Source organism: Cryobacterium sp. TMT1-19, assembly GCF_004403055.1.
In the GTDB taxonomy this organism is placed as follows: Bacteria; Actinomycetota; Actinomycetes; order Actinomycetales; family Microbacteriaceae; genus Cryobacterium; species Cryobacterium sandaracinum.
In genome coordinates this window covers 14,579-30,114 of record NZ_SOHB01000024.1, presented here as the reverse complement: position 1 = coordinate 30,114, position 15,536 = coordinate 14,579, and the positions used below count along the sequence as shown (strand labels likewise).

The 15,536-nt window shown below is 69.5% G+C and carries 12 protein-coding genes and 1 tRNA gene; 1 reads left to right on the top strand and 12 read right to left on the bottom strand.

The features are described from left to right. Positions 1 to 139: 139 nt before the first annotated feature. The 11 genes from E3T40_RS06090 to topA all read right to left on the bottom strand — a co-directional run bounded on the left by E3T40_RS06090 (position 140) and on the right by topA (position 14,724). On the bottom strand, positions 140 to 994 hold the full coding sequence (locus tag E3T40_RS06090) for an alpha/beta fold hydrolase (RefSeq protein ID WP_198411943.1): 855 nt from the start codon (positions 992 to 994) through the stop codon (positions 140 to 142). Positions 995 to 996: 2 nt separating this feature from the next. After that, positions 997 to 1,587 (bottom strand): isochorismatase family protein, encoded by a 591-nt coding sequence (locus tag E3T40_RS06085; RefSeq protein ID WP_104170795.1) that lies wholly within the window; start codon positions 1,585 to 1,587, stop codon positions 997 to 999. 28 nt (positions 1,588 to 1,615) lie between these two features. Next, positions 1,616 to 3,034: a D-alanyl-D-alanine carboxypeptidase/D-alanyl-D-alanine-endopeptidase gene (locus tag E3T40_RS06080; protein WP_241981685.1), complete on the bottom strand. Its 1,419-nt coding sequence runs from the start codon at positions 3,032 to 3,034 to the stop codon at positions 1,616 to 1,618. A gap of 108 nt (positions 3,035 to 3,142) precedes the next feature. Continuing rightward, the gene (locus tag E3T40_RS06075) at positions 3,143 to 5,416 is read right to left on the bottom strand and encodes a bifunctional diguanylate cyclase/phosphodiesterase (RefSeq protein WP_134542906.1); all 2,274 of its coding nucleotides are present in this window, start codon (positions 5,414 to 5,416) and stop codon (positions 3,143 to 3,145) included. A 294-nt stretch (positions 5,417 to 5,710) separates the two neighbouring features. After that, positions 5,711 to 6,709 carry a Gfo/Idh/MocA family protein gene (locus tag E3T40_RS06070; RefSeq protein ID WP_104170793.1) on the bottom strand — a complete coding sequence of 333 codons (999 nt, stop codon included), beginning with the start codon at positions 6,707 to 6,709 and terminating at the stop codon, positions 5,711 to 5,713. Between the two features lie 465 nt (positions 6,710 to 7,174). Beyond that, positions 7,175 to 7,250: transfer RNA gene (locus E3T40_RS06065), tRNA-Thr, on the bottom strand. Between the two features lie 45 nt (positions 7,251 to 7,295). Further along, positions 7,296 to 7,934 carry a TetR/AcrR family transcriptional regulator gene (locus tag E3T40_RS06060; protein WP_104170792.1) on the bottom strand — a complete coding sequence of 213 codons (639 nt, stop codon included), beginning with the start codon at positions 7,932 to 7,934 and terminating at the stop codon, positions 7,296 to 7,298. Positions 7,935 to 7,979: 45 nt separating this feature from the next. Further along, positions 7,980 to 9,461: an alpha/beta hydrolase gene (locus E3T40_RS06055; protein ID WP_134542909.1), complete on the bottom strand. Its 1,482-nt coding sequence runs from the start codon at positions 9,459 to 9,461 to the stop codon at positions 7,980 to 7,982. Positions 9,462 to 9,564: 103 nt separating this feature from the next. Continuing rightward, positions 9,565 to 10,728, bottom strand: a complete 1,164-nt coding sequence (locus E3T40_RS06050; protein WP_134542905.1) for a DNA polymerase III subunit delta' — start codon at positions 10,726 to 10,728, stop codon at positions 9,565 to 9,567. Positions 10,729 to 11,047: 319 nt separating this feature from the next. Continuing rightward, on the bottom strand, positions 11,048 to 11,704 hold the full coding sequence (gene tmk / locus E3T40_RS06045) for a dTMP kinase (protein WP_241981683.1): 657 nt from the start codon (positions 11,702 to 11,704) through the stop codon (positions 11,048 to 11,050). Then, a complete protein-coding gene (gene topA, locus E3T40_RS06040; RefSeq protein ID WP_134542904.1) occupies positions 11,701 to 14,724 on the bottom strand; it encodes a type I DNA topoisomerase in 3,024 nt (1,007 codons plus the stop codon). The genes tmk and topA overlap by 4 nt, the downstream gene beginning before the upstream one ends. 138 nt (positions 14,725 to 14,862) lie before the next feature. Between topA and E3T40_RS06035 the strand changes: the two genes are divergently transcribed. Beyond that, the gene (locus E3T40_RS06035) at positions 14,863 to 15,102 is read left to right on the top strand and encodes a hypothetical protein (protein WP_104170787.1); all 240 of its coding nucleotides are present in this window, start codon (positions 14,863 to 14,865) and stop codon (positions 15,100 to 15,102) included. A 34-nt stretch (positions 15,103 to 15,136) separates the two neighbouring features. Here the strand turns inward: E3T40_RS06035 and E3T40_RS06030 are convergent, their stop codons facing one another. Continuing rightward, a complete protein-coding gene (locus E3T40_RS06030; protein WP_241981682.1) occupies positions 15,137 to 15,523 on the bottom strand; it encodes an Rv3654c family TadE-like protein in 387 nt (128 codons plus the stop codon). Between the last annotated feature and the right edge of the window lie 13 nt (positions 15,524 to 15,536).

Below are 15,536 nucleotides of genomic sequence, written 5' to 3'. Positions count from 1 at the left end.
CCTCGCCATGCTCAGCCTCGGCGGCCACAAACCCGCACTCCCCGGCCGGGATTGACCCACGGTTACGACAGGAGAGCCAAAATCTCCGTCGAATTCGTTAGGGGCGTGAGAGGCGAGCGAGTGCCCGGACTCGGGGCGCTCAGGCCAGGAACTGCAGTGCGGCGCGCTTGAACTCGCGGGAGGTGAGCGTGTTCACGTGGTCCCGGCCCGCCAGTTCGAGGTAGTCGGCACCGCGCGCGCGGGCAAGTTCGGCGACCCCGGCCGGGATGGAGTCGGCGCCGCCGGCGACGTAGAGCACGGGAATCTCGGCCGGCACGTCCAGCGAGGAGCCGGCCACCCCGCCGACGCACGCCACGAGGGCCTCACGGTCGGCGCCGGCGGTGATCGCGGCACCCAGTATCGCCGCGATCGACGGGTCGGTGCCGGCGGTGCCGTCGGTCACGAACCGGCGCACGGCATCCGGATGCCACGTCTCGAACAGTTCGTCCGGCCCGGCTCCGCCGAGCACCAGTCGGCGCACCCGGGACGGCGCCAGCCGCGCGAGCGCCGCCGCCACGCGCGAGCCCATCGAATAGGCGACCACGTCGACCTGCTCCAGCCCGAGGGCGTCGAGCACGACCACGAGGTCGGCTGCGAGTTGCCGGGGCAGGTAGTCGATGCTGCGGCGCGGCTTGTCGCTGCGGCCGTGACCGCGGAGGTCGAGGGTGATCACGCCGCGCCCGGCGTCCTGCAGGGCTCGCACCCAGCCGGTGCCGACCCAGGTGACCTGCGATGTCGACGCGAACCCGTGCACGAGCAGGATCGGGCGCTCGCCGGGCACGACGTCGTAGGCGATCCGCACGCCGTCGAGGCGCCGCGCGAACAGTGCCCCGCCTGCAGAGCCGGCCGGTGCAGAACCCGCCGGAGCAGAGCCCGCCGGAGCAGAGCCCGCCGCGGCCGGTCCCGCCGCGGCCGGTCCCGCCGCGGCCGGACTCGCCCGGTCGGTCACCCCCACGCTCAGACGACCACGTCGGAGGTGACGAGCACGGCACCGGCATAGGCCAGCTCGCCCAGGGCCGCGTCACTCGTGTCCGGGGCGACGCCGGCGACGAGGTCGGTCAGTACCCGCACATGCTGGCCGTGGCCCCGCGCATCCAGGCCGGACGCGCGCACACAGTGGTCGGTGGCGAGGCCGACGATGTCGATGTCGGTCACCCCGTTCGCGATGAGCAGCTCGCCCGTCTTCTCGCCGCCCACCGAGATGCCGTCGAAAATGGAGTAGCCCGCTTGGCCCTGCCCCTTGCGAATGTGGATGGTCGTGTCCGGCAACAGCAGCGAGGGGTGGTACTCGGCGCCGGGGGTGCCCGCCACGCAGTGCACGGGCCAGGAGTCCGTGGAGCCTGGCTCGCCGGCCCGGGCGAAGTGTCCGCCGTTGTCGCTGTCGGGGTCGTGCCAGTCGCGGGAGGCGAAGATCACGTCATAGGCATCCGGATGTTCCGCCAGCAGCGCGCTGACGCCCGCGGCCACCGCAGACCCACCCTCGACGGCGAGGGCCCCGCCCTCGGTGAAATCGTTCTGAACGTCGATGATGAACAGGGCCCTGGTCACGGATTGCTCCTTCTGTCGCCGGTTGAAGTCAGGAGTTCGACAGGTTGTCGCCGCAGCGGAAGAACCCGGCGGTGATGGTGTCGAGCGCCTGCCTCGCATTATCGCTCACATCCCCGAGCGCGTAAACGGCGAAGGTGAGCGGCGTGCCGTCGGCCGCCCGGATAATGCCGGAGAGCGTGTAGCCGGTGTCGATCCAGCCTGTCTTGGCGAAGACGGCGCCGTCGGCGACGGCGTTGTCGCCCGTGAACCGGTCGCTGTAGGACAGCGATCCGGTGGGTCCACCGGCGATCGGTAGGCCGTCGAAGATGACGCCGAGGTCGCCGTCGCGCGCGTTGATCTTGACGAACAGCCGGGTGAGATACGACGGCGGTACGGCGTTGTCGTCGCTGAGGCCTGAGCCGTCCCGGATGATGATGCCGGTCGTGTCGATGCCATAGGCGTCGAGCGCCGCGACGACGGACTCCTGCAGGGCGCCGAAGGTGTTGCCGGCCCCGGACTCCACCGCGACGAGCCGGGCGAGCATCTCGGCGAGGGTGTTGTCCGACACGATCAGCGACTGCCCGATCAGCACGGACACGGGCTGGGACCGAGCGGCGGCGAGCTGTTCGGCCCCGGCCGGCGCGGTGCCGACGCTGACGCTCACGCCGCCGCCGAGCGCGGCGGCGAAGGCCGCGCCGGCGCGCCCGACGGGGTCGGCGCTGCGGGAAGAGCTCTGACGCGAGGGGTCGTCGCGGTCACCGTCGACCTGCAGGGCGGTCACGTCGGGCATGGAACCGGCGTTGCGTTCCAGATCATCCCAGCTCGGTTCCCAGCCGGGCCCGCCGAAGAACGAGGCGTCCAGCACGAGGGAGGTGATCGGCGGGTTCGCCGGGTTCGCCCGCCAAGCGGCGAGGGTCTGGCGGGCGAGCTCATCGACGTGGGCTGCGCCGGGGTAGACGGATTCCGTGCCGGTGGGCAGGCGCGTGAGGGTGAGGTCTCCCCCGCCGACCAGCACGACAGACCCCGGTGTGCTGCCGGTGACGACGGTGGTCGTGGCCCGGTAGTCCGGTCCGAGCACCTCAAGGGCGGCGGCGCTGGTCAGCACCTTGAGCACGCTCGCCGTGCGTGAGGAGGTATCGCCGCCGCGGTCGAAGAGCACCTCGCCGGTGCTGGCGTTGACCACCTGGGCCTGGAAATCAGCCAGCCGGGGGTCGGCGGCCAGCGCTGAGACCGAACACGTACGCAGGTTTCTGGCATCGGAGGCGGTGGCCGGCACGGGGCGCTCCGAAACGGATTCCGCGGCCGGCACAATCACGCTCGCACCGGTGTTCGCGGCGGCGATGGAGGCGGTGGCCGCGGCATCCGGAGCCCGGGTCGACGCCCCGATCAGGACGGCACCCGCGCCCAGCAGCACCGCCACGGCGACGAGGACGCCCGCGAGGCATTTGCGAGGCTTCGATTCTTCCACCCGTGAACCCTACCCGCCGGGCTTGTGAGTCACCCTGTGCCTCGTGCCCACGGCGTTGCGACGGCGTTACTGCGGCGTTGCAACGGCGTTGCGACGGCGCCCGCGTGGCTAGCGCGTGGCCGCCGGCGCGTGCCGGGCGGCGAGCCAGGCATCCAGTGCCGCGGCCGGAAGCGGGCGGGACATGTGGAAGCCCTGGGCCTCGTCGCAGCCGTACCGGGTCAGCTCGGCGTAGGCGACGGCGTCCTCGACGCCCTCCGCCACCATGCGCACGCCGAGGCTGTGCGCGAGCGCGATGATCGAGGCCACCAGGGCCGCGGCCCTGGCGTCGTCGGCCATCGGGAACACGAAGGACTTGTCGAGTTTGAGCTCGTCGATCGGCAGGTCCCGGAGGTAGGCGAGGGAGCTGTAGCCGGTGCCGAAATCATCCACGGCGATGCGGATGCCGCTCTCCCGCAGGCGGATCAGGATGTCCCTGGCCCTGGCCCGGTCTTCCATCAGGAACTCTTCGGTGATCTCCAGCATCAGGTCGGCGGCCGACAACCCCCGCACCTGGATCATGGCGGCGATGCGTGCGGGCAGATCGGACTCGATCAGGGTGCTGGGAGACATGTTGACCGCAACGGTCAGCGGTGTTCCCTGCGCACGCCAGACCGCGGCCTGGTCGAGCGCCTTTCCCAGCACGATCCGGGTCAGGTCGCGCATGAGCCCGACGTCTTCGGCCAGGGTCAGGAACGCGTCGGGAGGCAGCAGACCCCGGCTCGGGTGCTGCCAGCGCACCAGCGCCTCCACACCGTGTACGTGCCCGGTGGCCAGCTCGATCTTGGGCTGGTAGTGCAGCACGAGTTCGTCGGTGGCGAGGGCGCCGCGCAGGTCTTCCATCATCCGCAGCCTGGAGTCGCCGTGATCGTCGTCGGAGCAGACGAAGACGTGGTGCCCGCTGCGGGAGGTCTTGGCCTTGTACATGGCCATGTCGGCCTTGCGCAGCAGCACCTTGAGGGTGTCGCCCTGGTCGGGGAATAGGGCGATGCCGATGCTGACGTTGGACTCGATCGCGATGCCCTCCAGCGTGAACGGCCGGGCCAGGACCGCCCGCAGCCGCACGGCCGCCGCCACGGCCTCGTCGTGGCCGGCGTCCTGGATCAGAAGCGCGAACTCGTCGCCGCCGAGCCGGGCGAGAAGATCGCCCGGTCGTCGCTGATCGAACAGGCGCGATCCGGCCTGCACCAGCAGCAGATCGCCGACGTCGTGGCCGAGACTGTCGTTCACTTCCTTGAACCGGTCGATATCCAGGAGCAGCAGGGCGCACCGGTGGCCGTCCCCGGGCACGAGGTGAGCGGATGCCTCGGCGTAGAGGGCGCGCCGGTTCGGCAGCCCGGTCAGGTCGTCGGTGCTCGCCTGGCGGTGAAGGTCGGCCATCCGCCCGATCTGCCGGGAGGCGAGCTGGGTGCGCACGGTCCCGAGCACCAGGGTCACGCCTGCGAGGAGCACGGCGCCTGTGGAGATCTTCACCTGCGTGCCGAGGACGAGCACCGCCATCCCGGCGATCGTGGCTGCCCCGGGCACCGCGAGGGTCCACACGCCGCTCAGGGGGCGCCGGGCGGTGACACCGGGCCGAGCCAAGTCCCACGCCCAGACCGCAATGAGGGTGAGGCCGAGCGCCCAGCCCGCATCCAACGGCTCCCCGAAGGTGTACGTTCCGGCGGAAACCTGGAAGGCGTAGACGGCGTCGGTTGCCGCGAAGATCAGGAGCCCGAGCACCAGCAGGGCCCACCGTCGGCCCACGTCGAGTCCGCGGGCGGCGGCAATCCCCGTGATGACCGACACGAGCAACAGATCGAGCAGAGGGTAGCTGGCGGACACCAGGGCGGCCGGGGAGGGCGGCCAGACACCCGCGGATGCAATCACCGGGCTGAGCAACACGGCCAGCACGGATGCCGCGCCAAGCGACCCGATGGCTCCGTCCACCAGGACCGACCGGGGTATTTCACCACGCTGACGGTGGACCAGGACAGCCAGTCCGGCCAGGATCAGCGGATAGAAAAGCGTGTAACCGATGTCGGCCGGAGACGGAAACGAGAGCGTCGCCGCGCCCGCGAGCATGTAGTAGGTGCTGCCGAGGGTAAAGGCCGTCATCGCGGCCGACACCAGAATCAGCTGCGTGCGGCCGCGCTCCGCGCAGAGCGCGGCTGCCCAGCAGAGCAGGGCCGGGAGCCCCGCAGTGATTAGCGACAAGGACCCGGTGAAAACCGGGCCGAAGGCGGCGAATAGGCCGATCGCGTAACCGATCAGCAGCACCCACATCAGCCACAGGATCCAGCGGCCGAGCCGCGCATGGCGAAGGGAGCGGTCATCGATTCGATCCGCGTGCGCGTTGGCGTGCATCGGATCCCCCGCTCCCGTTGCGTACACGCTAGCCGAGCCGTGATGGGCCGACGGACCAACGCCACCGAGTAAGACCACCCCAAAACGGGGGGTGGTGTCATCCGGCGGGCGGAACGAACTCGAGCGGCTCGACGACGGAGCACGCGACCAGCGCGCCGAGGAGCCGCAACGGCCACGTGTGGGGGCGGTGAGGCCGGTTAGTGACACCACCACGGGATCCACGCAGCGCCATTCTGCCCCCCTCCCGCTCTACTGGTCAGATTATCGACCGGAGCACAGCGCACGGACTCCCGCTTACTCCCCGGGGTACCGCAGGCCGATTTGCGCGCGCACCAGGTCGAGCGTCTCCATGATCGCCACCACTTCCTCGACCGGCAGGATGTCGCTCGAGATCTTGCCGGCCCGGATCAGTTGCTCCGCTTCGGCCGCCTGGTAGTGCATGCCGCGCCCGTTGATCTCGGCGGTGAAGGTCTCGATGACCTCGTTGGCGCTGTTGAGCACCCGGAAGTCCGTGGGCGAGTACCAGACCCGGTCGATGTCGATGCGGCCCAGCGTGCCGAGGATGGTGGCCGTGTTCGGGCCGGTGGTGTTGCTGGCCGACAGGGTCTGGGCGATCTGCCCGCCCGCGTACCGGAAGGTCGTGGCGATCTGCGCGTCGGCGCCGGTGGCCTTGAAGGTGGCGGTCGCGAGGATCGTCTCGGGGCGTCCGAACAGTTCGGACGCGAAGGTGAGCGGGTAGATGCCGAGGTCGAGGAGCGCCCCGCCGCCCAGGTGCATGGCGTTCAGCCGGTGCGCCGGGTCATCCGGCAGGTCCTGGGTGTGATCGGCGATCAGGGTGCGCACGTCGCCGAGGGTGCCCTCGGCGAGGATCTCGCGGATGCGCACCATGTGCGGCAGGAACCGGGTCCACATTCCCTCGAGCACCAGCAGCCCCAGGGTCGCGGCGAGGTCGACGACCTCGCGGGCCTCGGCGCCGTTCAGGGTGATCGGCTTCTCGATCAGAACATGCTTGCCGGCATTCAGGGCGAGCTTGGCGTTCTCTGCGTGAAACGGATGCGGGGTCGAAATGTAGATGATGTCGACATCCGGGTCCGCGGCCAGGGCCTCGTAGCTCGGATGAGCCGTGGGAATGCCGAACTCGGCCGCGAAGGCATCCGCCGACGCCTGCGAGCGGGAACCGACCGCCTGCACCTGAAAACCGTTCCGGACGAGGTCGTTCGTAAATGCGTGGGCGATCCCGCCCGTGGCCAGGATTCCCCAGCGAATAGTGTCGGTGCGGGTTGTGTCGGTCATGGGATCAGCCTAGCGATCGCGTGCGGCCGGCGGTCGAGCCCGTCACGACCCGGCGACCTGGCCCGGATGCCCGGCACCGGGCATCCGTGGGGACAGCACGGTAACTCCGGAGATTTTCGCAACACGCCGCTCGGCCGGGCCGTAGAACCGGCGTTTCCCGAAAATCTCCGCGTTTACGTGACGACGGATGCCGCGGTCGGCTCAGTCAGCCTCAGGTTGCGGGCTCAGTAGGGCGGTATCAGCTCGATGAGCCGCGCCGCGTGCGTGCGCGCCTGCACCAAGTGGCTTTCCGCGAGGTCGCGGTTGGCGACCACGCGGGTGAGGCGACTTCGGTCGATGAGGCGGTCGATTTCGTCCCGGCCACGAGCCCAACGCCCATTTGCGCGATTCGGGTGACTTCGCGGTGCGCACTCGCGTGCGGGGTGTGCGCGGCGCGAGCGAAAGCCACGGCTGCCTGCGTTGAGATGGAGCCGCCTATCAGAATCGAACTGATGACCTTCTCATTACGAGTGAGACGCTCTACCGACTGAGCTAAGGCGGCGTCACGATTATTCCTCTCGGAAAACCTCGGACACAGCTACAAAGTCTAGCTGGTCTTCAGGGTCATCTCGTACAGGTCCGCGAAGGATGCCGCGACGTGCGTGGCCAGGGGGCGGGCCGCGTCGGAGTCGGCCCAGCACCGCCAGGCGTGGCGGAGCGCAGCCACGGCCACCAGGGTGAACAGGAGCGCCCGCTGCTCAAGCTGCGCCGAGCCGGCGCCGAGCTCGGGGTGGTCGACGACGAAGCGCCGGGTGACGATCTCCTGCAGTCGACCCTCGAAGTTGCGCAGGGTGGCCATCCGCATCCCGAACAGGTAGGGATTCTCCTTCATGACCTGACGCCGCAGCTGGTGGATCTCCCGGTCACCCTCGGTGTTCCTGAGGCTGACCGAGAGCAGCGCGGCCAGCTGGGCCAGGATGTCCCCATCGCGGCCGCCGTGCACGAAGGCCTCGATCTGCTCTTCGGACGCGAGGTCGAGTTCGTCGCCGACCAGCGCGGCATCCTTCGAGGGGAAGTAGTTGAAGAAGGTGCGCGGCGACACGTCGGCGAGCCGGCTGATGTCCTCGACGGTCACCTTTTCGAGCCCCCGCTCGCAGGAGAGCGTCAACACGGCGCGCTGGATGGCGCGTCGCGTTGCGAGCCGCTTACGTTCGCGTAGGCCCGGTTCCTCGTGGTGCAGCGACATGCCTCAATTCTTACACAGCGCGCAAATCTGCAGCCAGGCGGATGCTCAGCACATCGGGTCTTCGGCCGGCACCGTGCCCTTCAGCAGGTAGTCGTCGACGGCCGAGTTCACACAGTCGTTCGATTTGTTGTAGGCGGTGTGCCCCTCGCCGGTGAAGGTGACGAGGTGGCCGCTGGCAAGCTGCTCCGACAGGTTCTCGGCCCACACATAGGGTGTGGCCGGGTCGTTGGTGGTGCCGATGACCAGGATCGGGTCGGCCCCCTCGGCGGCGATCTCGGACCGCTCCCCGTCAAACTGGTAGGGCCAGTTGGCGCAGCCGATGTCGCCGAACGCCATGTACTTGCCGATCGTCGGGGCGGCCTGTTCGATCTCGGCGGCCTGCGCGCGCATCGAGGCGGGATCGTCGTTGTAGCTGTAGTCCACGCAGTTGATGGCCAGAAAGGCCTCGGTCGCGTTGTCGCGGTAGGTGCCGTCGGCGGACCGGCCGTTGTAGCCGTCCGCGAACTGGAAGGCCATGTCGGCGTCGCCCTGCAGTACGCTCGCGAACATCTCGCTCAGGTTCGGCCACGCGGTGGCCTGGTAGAGCGGGTAGATGATGGCGGTGAGCAGCGTGTTCGCGCCGAGTCGACGGCCGTCGGTGGCCGTGATCGGGCTGACGTCGACCGAGGCGAGCAGGGCTCCGATGGTAGTCATGGCCTCGTCGACGGTGCCGTCGAAGGGGCACTCCTCGCCGGCCAGGCAGTCGGCCAGATAGGAGCGCAGCGCGTTCTCGAACCCGGTGGCCTGCACCCGGGTCACATCGGCGTTGCCGGTGGACGGGTCGAGGGCGCCGTCGAGGGCGAGGCGTCCGACCCGCTCGGGGTAGAGCTCCGCGTAGGTCGCACCGAGGAAGGTGCCGTAGGAGTAGCCGAGGAAGTTGAGCTTCTCGTCACCGAGCGCGGCGCGCAGCAGGTCGAGGTCGCGGGCTGCGCTGAGGCTGTCGACGTGTGCGAGCAGGGAGCCGGTATTCTCCTGGCAGGCGGCCCCGAAGTCGACGGCGGCCGTCGACAGCTCCTGGATCCAGGCGTCGCTCCCCCGCACCGCGGCGGGCAGGCCGTAGAGGTACTCGTCCATCTCAGCCGGTTCGTAACAGCTCACCGCCGAGGAGCGGCCCACCCCGCGCGGGTCGAAACCGACGACGTCGAAACCGGCCTGCAGCTTCGCATCCGTGGCGTAGTCGAGGGAATCCTTCACGAAGTCGTAACCGGAGCCGCCGGGGCCTCCGGGATTGACCAGCAGAGAACCCACCCGGGTGCCCGTGGCCGGATGCCGCACCAGCGCCAGGTCGACCGTCTCGCCGCTGCCCGGGTCCGCCCAGTCGAGCGGCGCCGAAGCCGTGGTGCACTGCAGGCCGGAGTCGCAGTCCGCCCACTTCAGCACCTGGTCATAGAACGGTTCGAGGTCGGCGTCGACCTTCTCCCCGGTCGGGACCGAGGTGGTCGGCGCCTGCTCCGGCAGGAACAGCGGCACGCAGCCGCTGAGGCCCATGGCGAGCACCAGTGCCAGGGCGGTGGCCCTGGCACGCGCCGACAGGGTGCGCACGCGAGTTTGTCTGGTCAACGGATTCCCCTTTTCTGGGACGTGTTCTCGGTCACCGGCGGATTGCCGATACGAGCATGGCCTCGAGGGCCAGCGCCGGCGCCACGTTCGATTCGATCCGCTGCCGGGCTTGGGCGATCGCGTCCAGGGTGAACAGCGTGGCGGCGGGCGCACAGACGGCTCCCGCCGCCCGCACCTCCGTGAGGAGTTCCCGGTTGATGACGCTGGTCTCCCGGCCGAGCTGCACCATGATCACGTCGCGGTACAGCGAGGTGAGGTCGACCAGGATGCGGTCGATCCCGTCGCGGAGGCTGCGGGTGGCCCTCCGCTTCTGGTCATCTTCGAGGGCCTTGATCTGGCTGCGCAGGCCGGGCGGGACCGACTGTCCCGGCTCGACGCCCAGGGAGCGCAACACGCCCTCACGCTCGGCGGCGTCGCGCTCGAGCGTGATCGCCTTCGCGTCGTCACCGGCGATGGCGAGCAGCCGGGCCGCCGCATTCACCGCCGCCGACACGCCGCGGATGCCGAGGGCCGCCCGCAGGGTCTCCTCGCGTCGCGCTCGCGCCTCGGGGTTCGTCGCCAGGCGGCGGGCCATGCCGATGTGGCTCTGCGCCTCGCGAGCGGCCCGTTCGGCGGTGGCCCGGTCGACACCGTCCCGGGCCACGAGCAGCTCGGCGACGTCGTCGATGCTCGGCACCCGCAACCGCACCGATCGCACGCGGGACCGGATCGTGGGCAGCAGGTCAGCCTCGCTGGGAGCGCAGAGGATCCACACGGTGCGCTCCGGCGGCTCTTCCAAAGCCTTGAGCAGAACGTTGGAGGTGCGCTCGACCATGCGATCGGCGTCTTCGACCACGACCACCCGGTAGCGGCCCACCGACGGTGAGTACTGCGAGCGCTTCACGGCCTCTTTGACCGAGTCCATCTTGATGATGACGCCCTCGGTGGAGAGCACGGTCAGGTCGGGATGCGTCCGGGCGTCAACCAGGCGGCGGGCGCTCTCGTCGCCGGCCTCGGTGCCGGGGCTGAGCAGCGCGGTCGCGAAGGCGAACGCAAGGTTGGAGCGGCCCGAACCGGGCGGCCCGGTGATCAGCCAGGCGTGCGTCATGGCCGACCCGGCGCGCGCCTCGGCGTCTCCGTCACTCGGACGTTCGGCCGCCGCGCGGAAGATCGCGATCGCTCTCGCCTGACCCGTCAGGCCATCCCACACAGTCATCGGACCAGAGTACCTTTCGTCGGTGACAGAGGGCTTAGAGCTCGTCCAGCCGGAGCCGTCCGCTGGTTGCGCCCCCGGCAGAGCCCGTCCAGTCGGCGCATTCCGTCCAGCCGGCGCAGCACCGCGCCTGGTGCCGAACCAATTCGACGGAGATTTTGCCGAAAACGGCCGGTTTGGGGCCGAAAACGGGGTCCAGGGCCAAAATCTCCGTCGAATTCGTACGGCGCACGGCGCACGGCGAGCCCGCGCGTGAAACGGATGCCGCCGCAGCGGCGGGCCGCCGGGCCGCGGCGGCCTCGGACATCCGTTCACACCATCCCTAGAGCAGCGCGGCGACCCGGTCGCGGATGACGGCGGCGATCTCCGCCACCGGGCGCCCGGCGTCCACGACCAGAAACCGCTCCGGCTCGGCGTCGGCCAGGGCGAGGAACGCGGCGCGCACCCGGCGGTGAAAGTCGCTCTTCTCCGCCTCGAGCCGGTCGAAGGGCTTGTTCTCAGCGTCGAGGCGGCCGCGCGCCACGGTCTCGTCGAGGTCGAGCAGCACGGTCAGCGCGGGCAACAGTCCCTCCGCCGCCCAGAGCGACAGATCACGCACCGGGGTGGCGTCGAGCACCCGTCCGGCACCCTGGTAGGCGACGGATGAGTCCAGGTAGCGGTCCTGGATCACCACTTCGCCTCGGGCGAGCGCCGGCCGCACCGCGGTCGCGATGTGCTGGGCCCGGTCGGCGGCGTAGAGGAGCGCCTCGGCCCGCGGTGCGATCTCACCGCGGTGGTGCAGCACGATCTCACGGATGGCGCCGCCGACATCCGTTCCGCCGGGCTCGCGGGTGCGCAGCACGGTGCGCCCGCTCTGCCGGAGCCAGTCGGTGAGAAGCTCCGACTGGGTCGTCTTGCCGCACCCGTCACCACCCTCGAGGGTGATGAACAGCCCGGCAGCGGCGGGACCGGTCACGGCTTCCGGAACTTCTCGGGTCACGACAGCGACGACGCCTGGGTCGCGGCCTTCGCGGCCGCGGTGGCCGCCCGGGTCGCCGCAGCCTTGGCCGCCGTCGCGGCCTTCTGAGCCGGGGTGCGCTGAGCGCGCACCGTCGTGGTGGCACCCGACGAAGTCGGCTTTTTGACGGCCGACTTCCGAGCCGGGGCCTTCCTGACCGCCGCCTTCTTCGCCGGGGCCTTCTTGACCGCCGTCTTCTTGGCCGGGGCCTTCTTCGCCGGCGCCTTCTTGACGGCCGGGCCCTTGGCCCGCTTGTCGGCGAGCAGCTGCACGGCGCGGTCGAAGTCGACCTCCTCCACCGTCTCGGCTTTCGGGATGGTGGCGTTGGTGATGCCGTCGGTGACGTAGGCGCCGAACCGGCCGTCCTTGATCTTGATCGCCTTGCCGCTCTCGGGGTCGGGAGCCTCAAACTCCTTGAGCGCGCTCGACGCCCGCCGGGCGCCGTACTTGGGCTGGGCGTACAGGTCGACCGCACCGGCCAGATCGATCTCGAAGATCTGGTCCTCGCTGGTCAGTGACCGGGTGTCCACGCCCTTCTTGAGATACGGGCCGAACTTGCCGTTCTGGGCCGTGATCTCCGCGCCCGTCTCCGGGTCGAGGCCGACCACGCGCGGCAGGGCGAGCAAATGCAGGGCCGTGTCGAGGTCGATCGTGGCGAGGTCCATGGTCTTGAACAACGAGGCCGTGCGCGGTTTCACCGCGGCGACCTTCTTCGCCGAAGGCTTGCGCTTGGGCTTCGCGGCCGCGGCCGTCGTTTTGGTCGTGGAGGCAGCCTCGGCGGCGGCCGAATCGGCAAGCAGGGTCACCTCGCCGGTGACCGGGTCGATGGTCTCGCCGGGTTCGACGACCTCGACCTCGGGCTCCAGCTCGGTGACGTAGGGGCCGAACCGGCCGTCCTTCGCCACGATCCGCTTGCCGTTCTCCGGGTTCTCGCCGATCACACGGTCGGTGATGACCGGCGCGTCGATGAGTTCGCGGGCCTTCGCCGGGGTCAGCTCGTCGGGGGCCAGGTTCGGCGGGATGTTCACCCGGCGCGGCGGGGCATCCGGTGCCGCGCCCGGGTCGATGACCTCGAGGTAGGGACCGTACTTGCCGATTCGCAGGGTGATGTCGTCGCCGATGGGCATCGAGTTGATCGAGCGCGCATCGATCTCGCCGAGGTTGTCGATGACCTGGCGCAGGCCGCGGTGCTTGTCGGAACCGAAGTAGAAGCTGGTCAGCCAGTCCACCCGGTCGGCTTTGCCGTCGGCGATCCGGTCGAGGTCGTCTTCCATCTCGGCGGTGAAGTCGTATTCGACCAGGTCGGAGAAGTACTCCTCGAGCAAGCGAACGACGGAGAAGGCGATCCAGTTGGGCACCAGCGACTGGCCGCGGGGGGTGACGTAGCCGCGCTCGGTGATCGTGGAGATGATCGACGCGTACGTCGAAGGGCGGCCGATGCCGAGCTCCTCGAGCTTCTTCACCAGGCTCGCCTCGGTGTAGCGGGCGGCCGGGGTGGTCTCGTGGCCCTTGGCTTCCACGTCGAGCAGGGTCAGCTTCTGGCCCTCTTCGAGCGGCGGCAGCTTGGACTCGGTGGCGTCGGTGGGTGCGTTGCGCTCCTCGTCACGGGATTCCTCATAGGCCAGCATGAAGCCGCGGAACGTGATCACGGTGCCGCTGGCGGCGAATTCCGCGAGCACCCCGGATGTCGCGGGGTGCGTGGACGTGCCGGTCGGCCCGGCCGCGATGGTCACCGACGCGGTCGAGCCGGTCGCATCCGCCATCTGCGAGGCGACGGTGCGTTTCCAGATCAGGTCATAGAGCTTGAAGTCGTTGCCGCGCAGAGTGGATGCGAGCGCCGAAGGGGTGCGGAACGTGTCGCCGGACGGACGGATCGCCTCGTGCGCCTCCTGAGCGTTCTTGCTCTTGCCCTTGTACAGGCGGGGCTTGTCGGGCACCGTTTCGGGGCCGTAGAGCGCCGCCGCCTGGGTGCGCGCGGCCGTGATCGCCTGCTGCGACAGCGACGGCGAGTCGGTTCGCATATAGGTGATGTACCCGTTTTCGTAGAGCGACTGGGCCACGCTCATGGTCTGGCGGGCGGTGAAGCGCAGCTTGCGGGCCGCCTCCTGCTGCAGGGTCGAGGTGGTGAAGGGCGCGGCCGGGCTACGACGGTAGGGCTTGGCGGTCACCTTCGTCACGGTCAGGGCGACCGATGGTTCCTTGAGGGCGTTGGCCAGGGCGAGGGCGGATGCCTCGTCGAGCGTGACCGCCGTCACCTTGGGTTTCAGCCGGCCGAGGTCGTCGAAGTCGCCGCCGGAGGCGATGCGCTCTCCGCCCAGGCGCACGAGCTTCGACTGGAACGCGGAATCCGCCCGGGACGCGCCGGTAGCGAGCTGGGCGATGAGGTCCCAGTAGCCGGCCGACACGAACGCGAGGCGCTCGCGTTCGCGTTCGACGACGAGGCGGGTGGCCGCGGACTGCACGCGGCCGGCGGACAGGCCCGGGCCGACCTTGCGCCAAAGCACGGGGGAAATCTCGTAGCCGTAGATACGGTCGAGGATGCGCCGGGTCTCCTGCGCGTCGACGAGGGCGGTGTCGAGGTCGCGGGTGTTGTCCTTCGCCTGAAGGATGGCTTCCTTGGTGATTTCGTGGAAGACCATGCGCTTGACCGGCACCTTGGGCTGCAGGACCTGCAGCAGGTGCCAGGCGATGGCCTCGCCTTCGCGGTCCTCATCAGTTGCGAGCAGGAGTTCGTCGGCGTTCTTCATGGCCCGTTTGAGTTCGGCCACGGTCTTCTTCTTCGCGTCGGACACGACGTAGTACGGCTCGAAACCGTTTTCCACGTCGACCGAGAACTTGCCGAGCGGACCCTTTTTCAGTTCGGGTGGCAGGTTCTTGGGCTCGATCAAGTCGCGAATATGGCCGACCGAGGACAAGACCTCGTAGCCGTCGCCCAGATACGCGGCGATCGATTTCATCTTCGTCGGCGATTCGACAATGACCAGCTTCTTAGTGCCTGGCACCAGACTCCTCTTTATAGGTACGGGTCCAAGTGGGCCATGGCACACCATACACACTTCAATATGGTGCCTGCCTAATCGACCACGCCGCGCGAGACCATTGGGGGTTGCCAGGCCTGCGCTGGCGGAGACAATTGGAGCATGGCGAATTCAGCGACGGGCACGTACACCGCGAAGCTCACGGACGGCCCCCTCCAAGGCAAGACAGTCACCACCCAGTTCCTGGAATCCGGCGATCCGCGGCCGCGACTCGAGATTCCTGCCGACGGCAACAAGCGCTACCTCTATCTACGCGGCTCCGGCCTCGAATTCGATTCCAGCAAATTCCCGGATCGACCCACCGCCGTGGACTACCGCTACATCGAGGCCCTCTTCGACTGAGCCGCCCGTGGCTTTCGCGCCCGCTGAGACGTGGTCAGCCGGCGGGGCCGCCGGGCGAATCGGGCGGCCCGGCCCGTGCCTGCGCGCCCAGCTCGAACCCGAGGTAGCCGCGCACCGCGGTCACCGATGCGATCAGCCCCTCCACCGTGCAGACGGTGACGGATGCCCCATTCAGCCTCGCGGCTTCGGCCGCCGCCGCGCAGGGAACGCCGGCCACGGCGCCCGAGGCGGTGTCGGCGGCGGCAAGCGCCGCGGCATCCGCTGCCCCCTGCACCGCCTGGCCGACCACCAGCGCGGCGAACAGCGGCAGCAGCACCGCCGTCAGGAGCATGACCGCGCCCAGCACCCCGAGAGCAAGCACCGTGCCCGAGCCGCGCTCGGGTGCTGACCAGTGCCGCCGCCGCAGAGCCCGGCGAGTCACGGTCCGCCGCCGC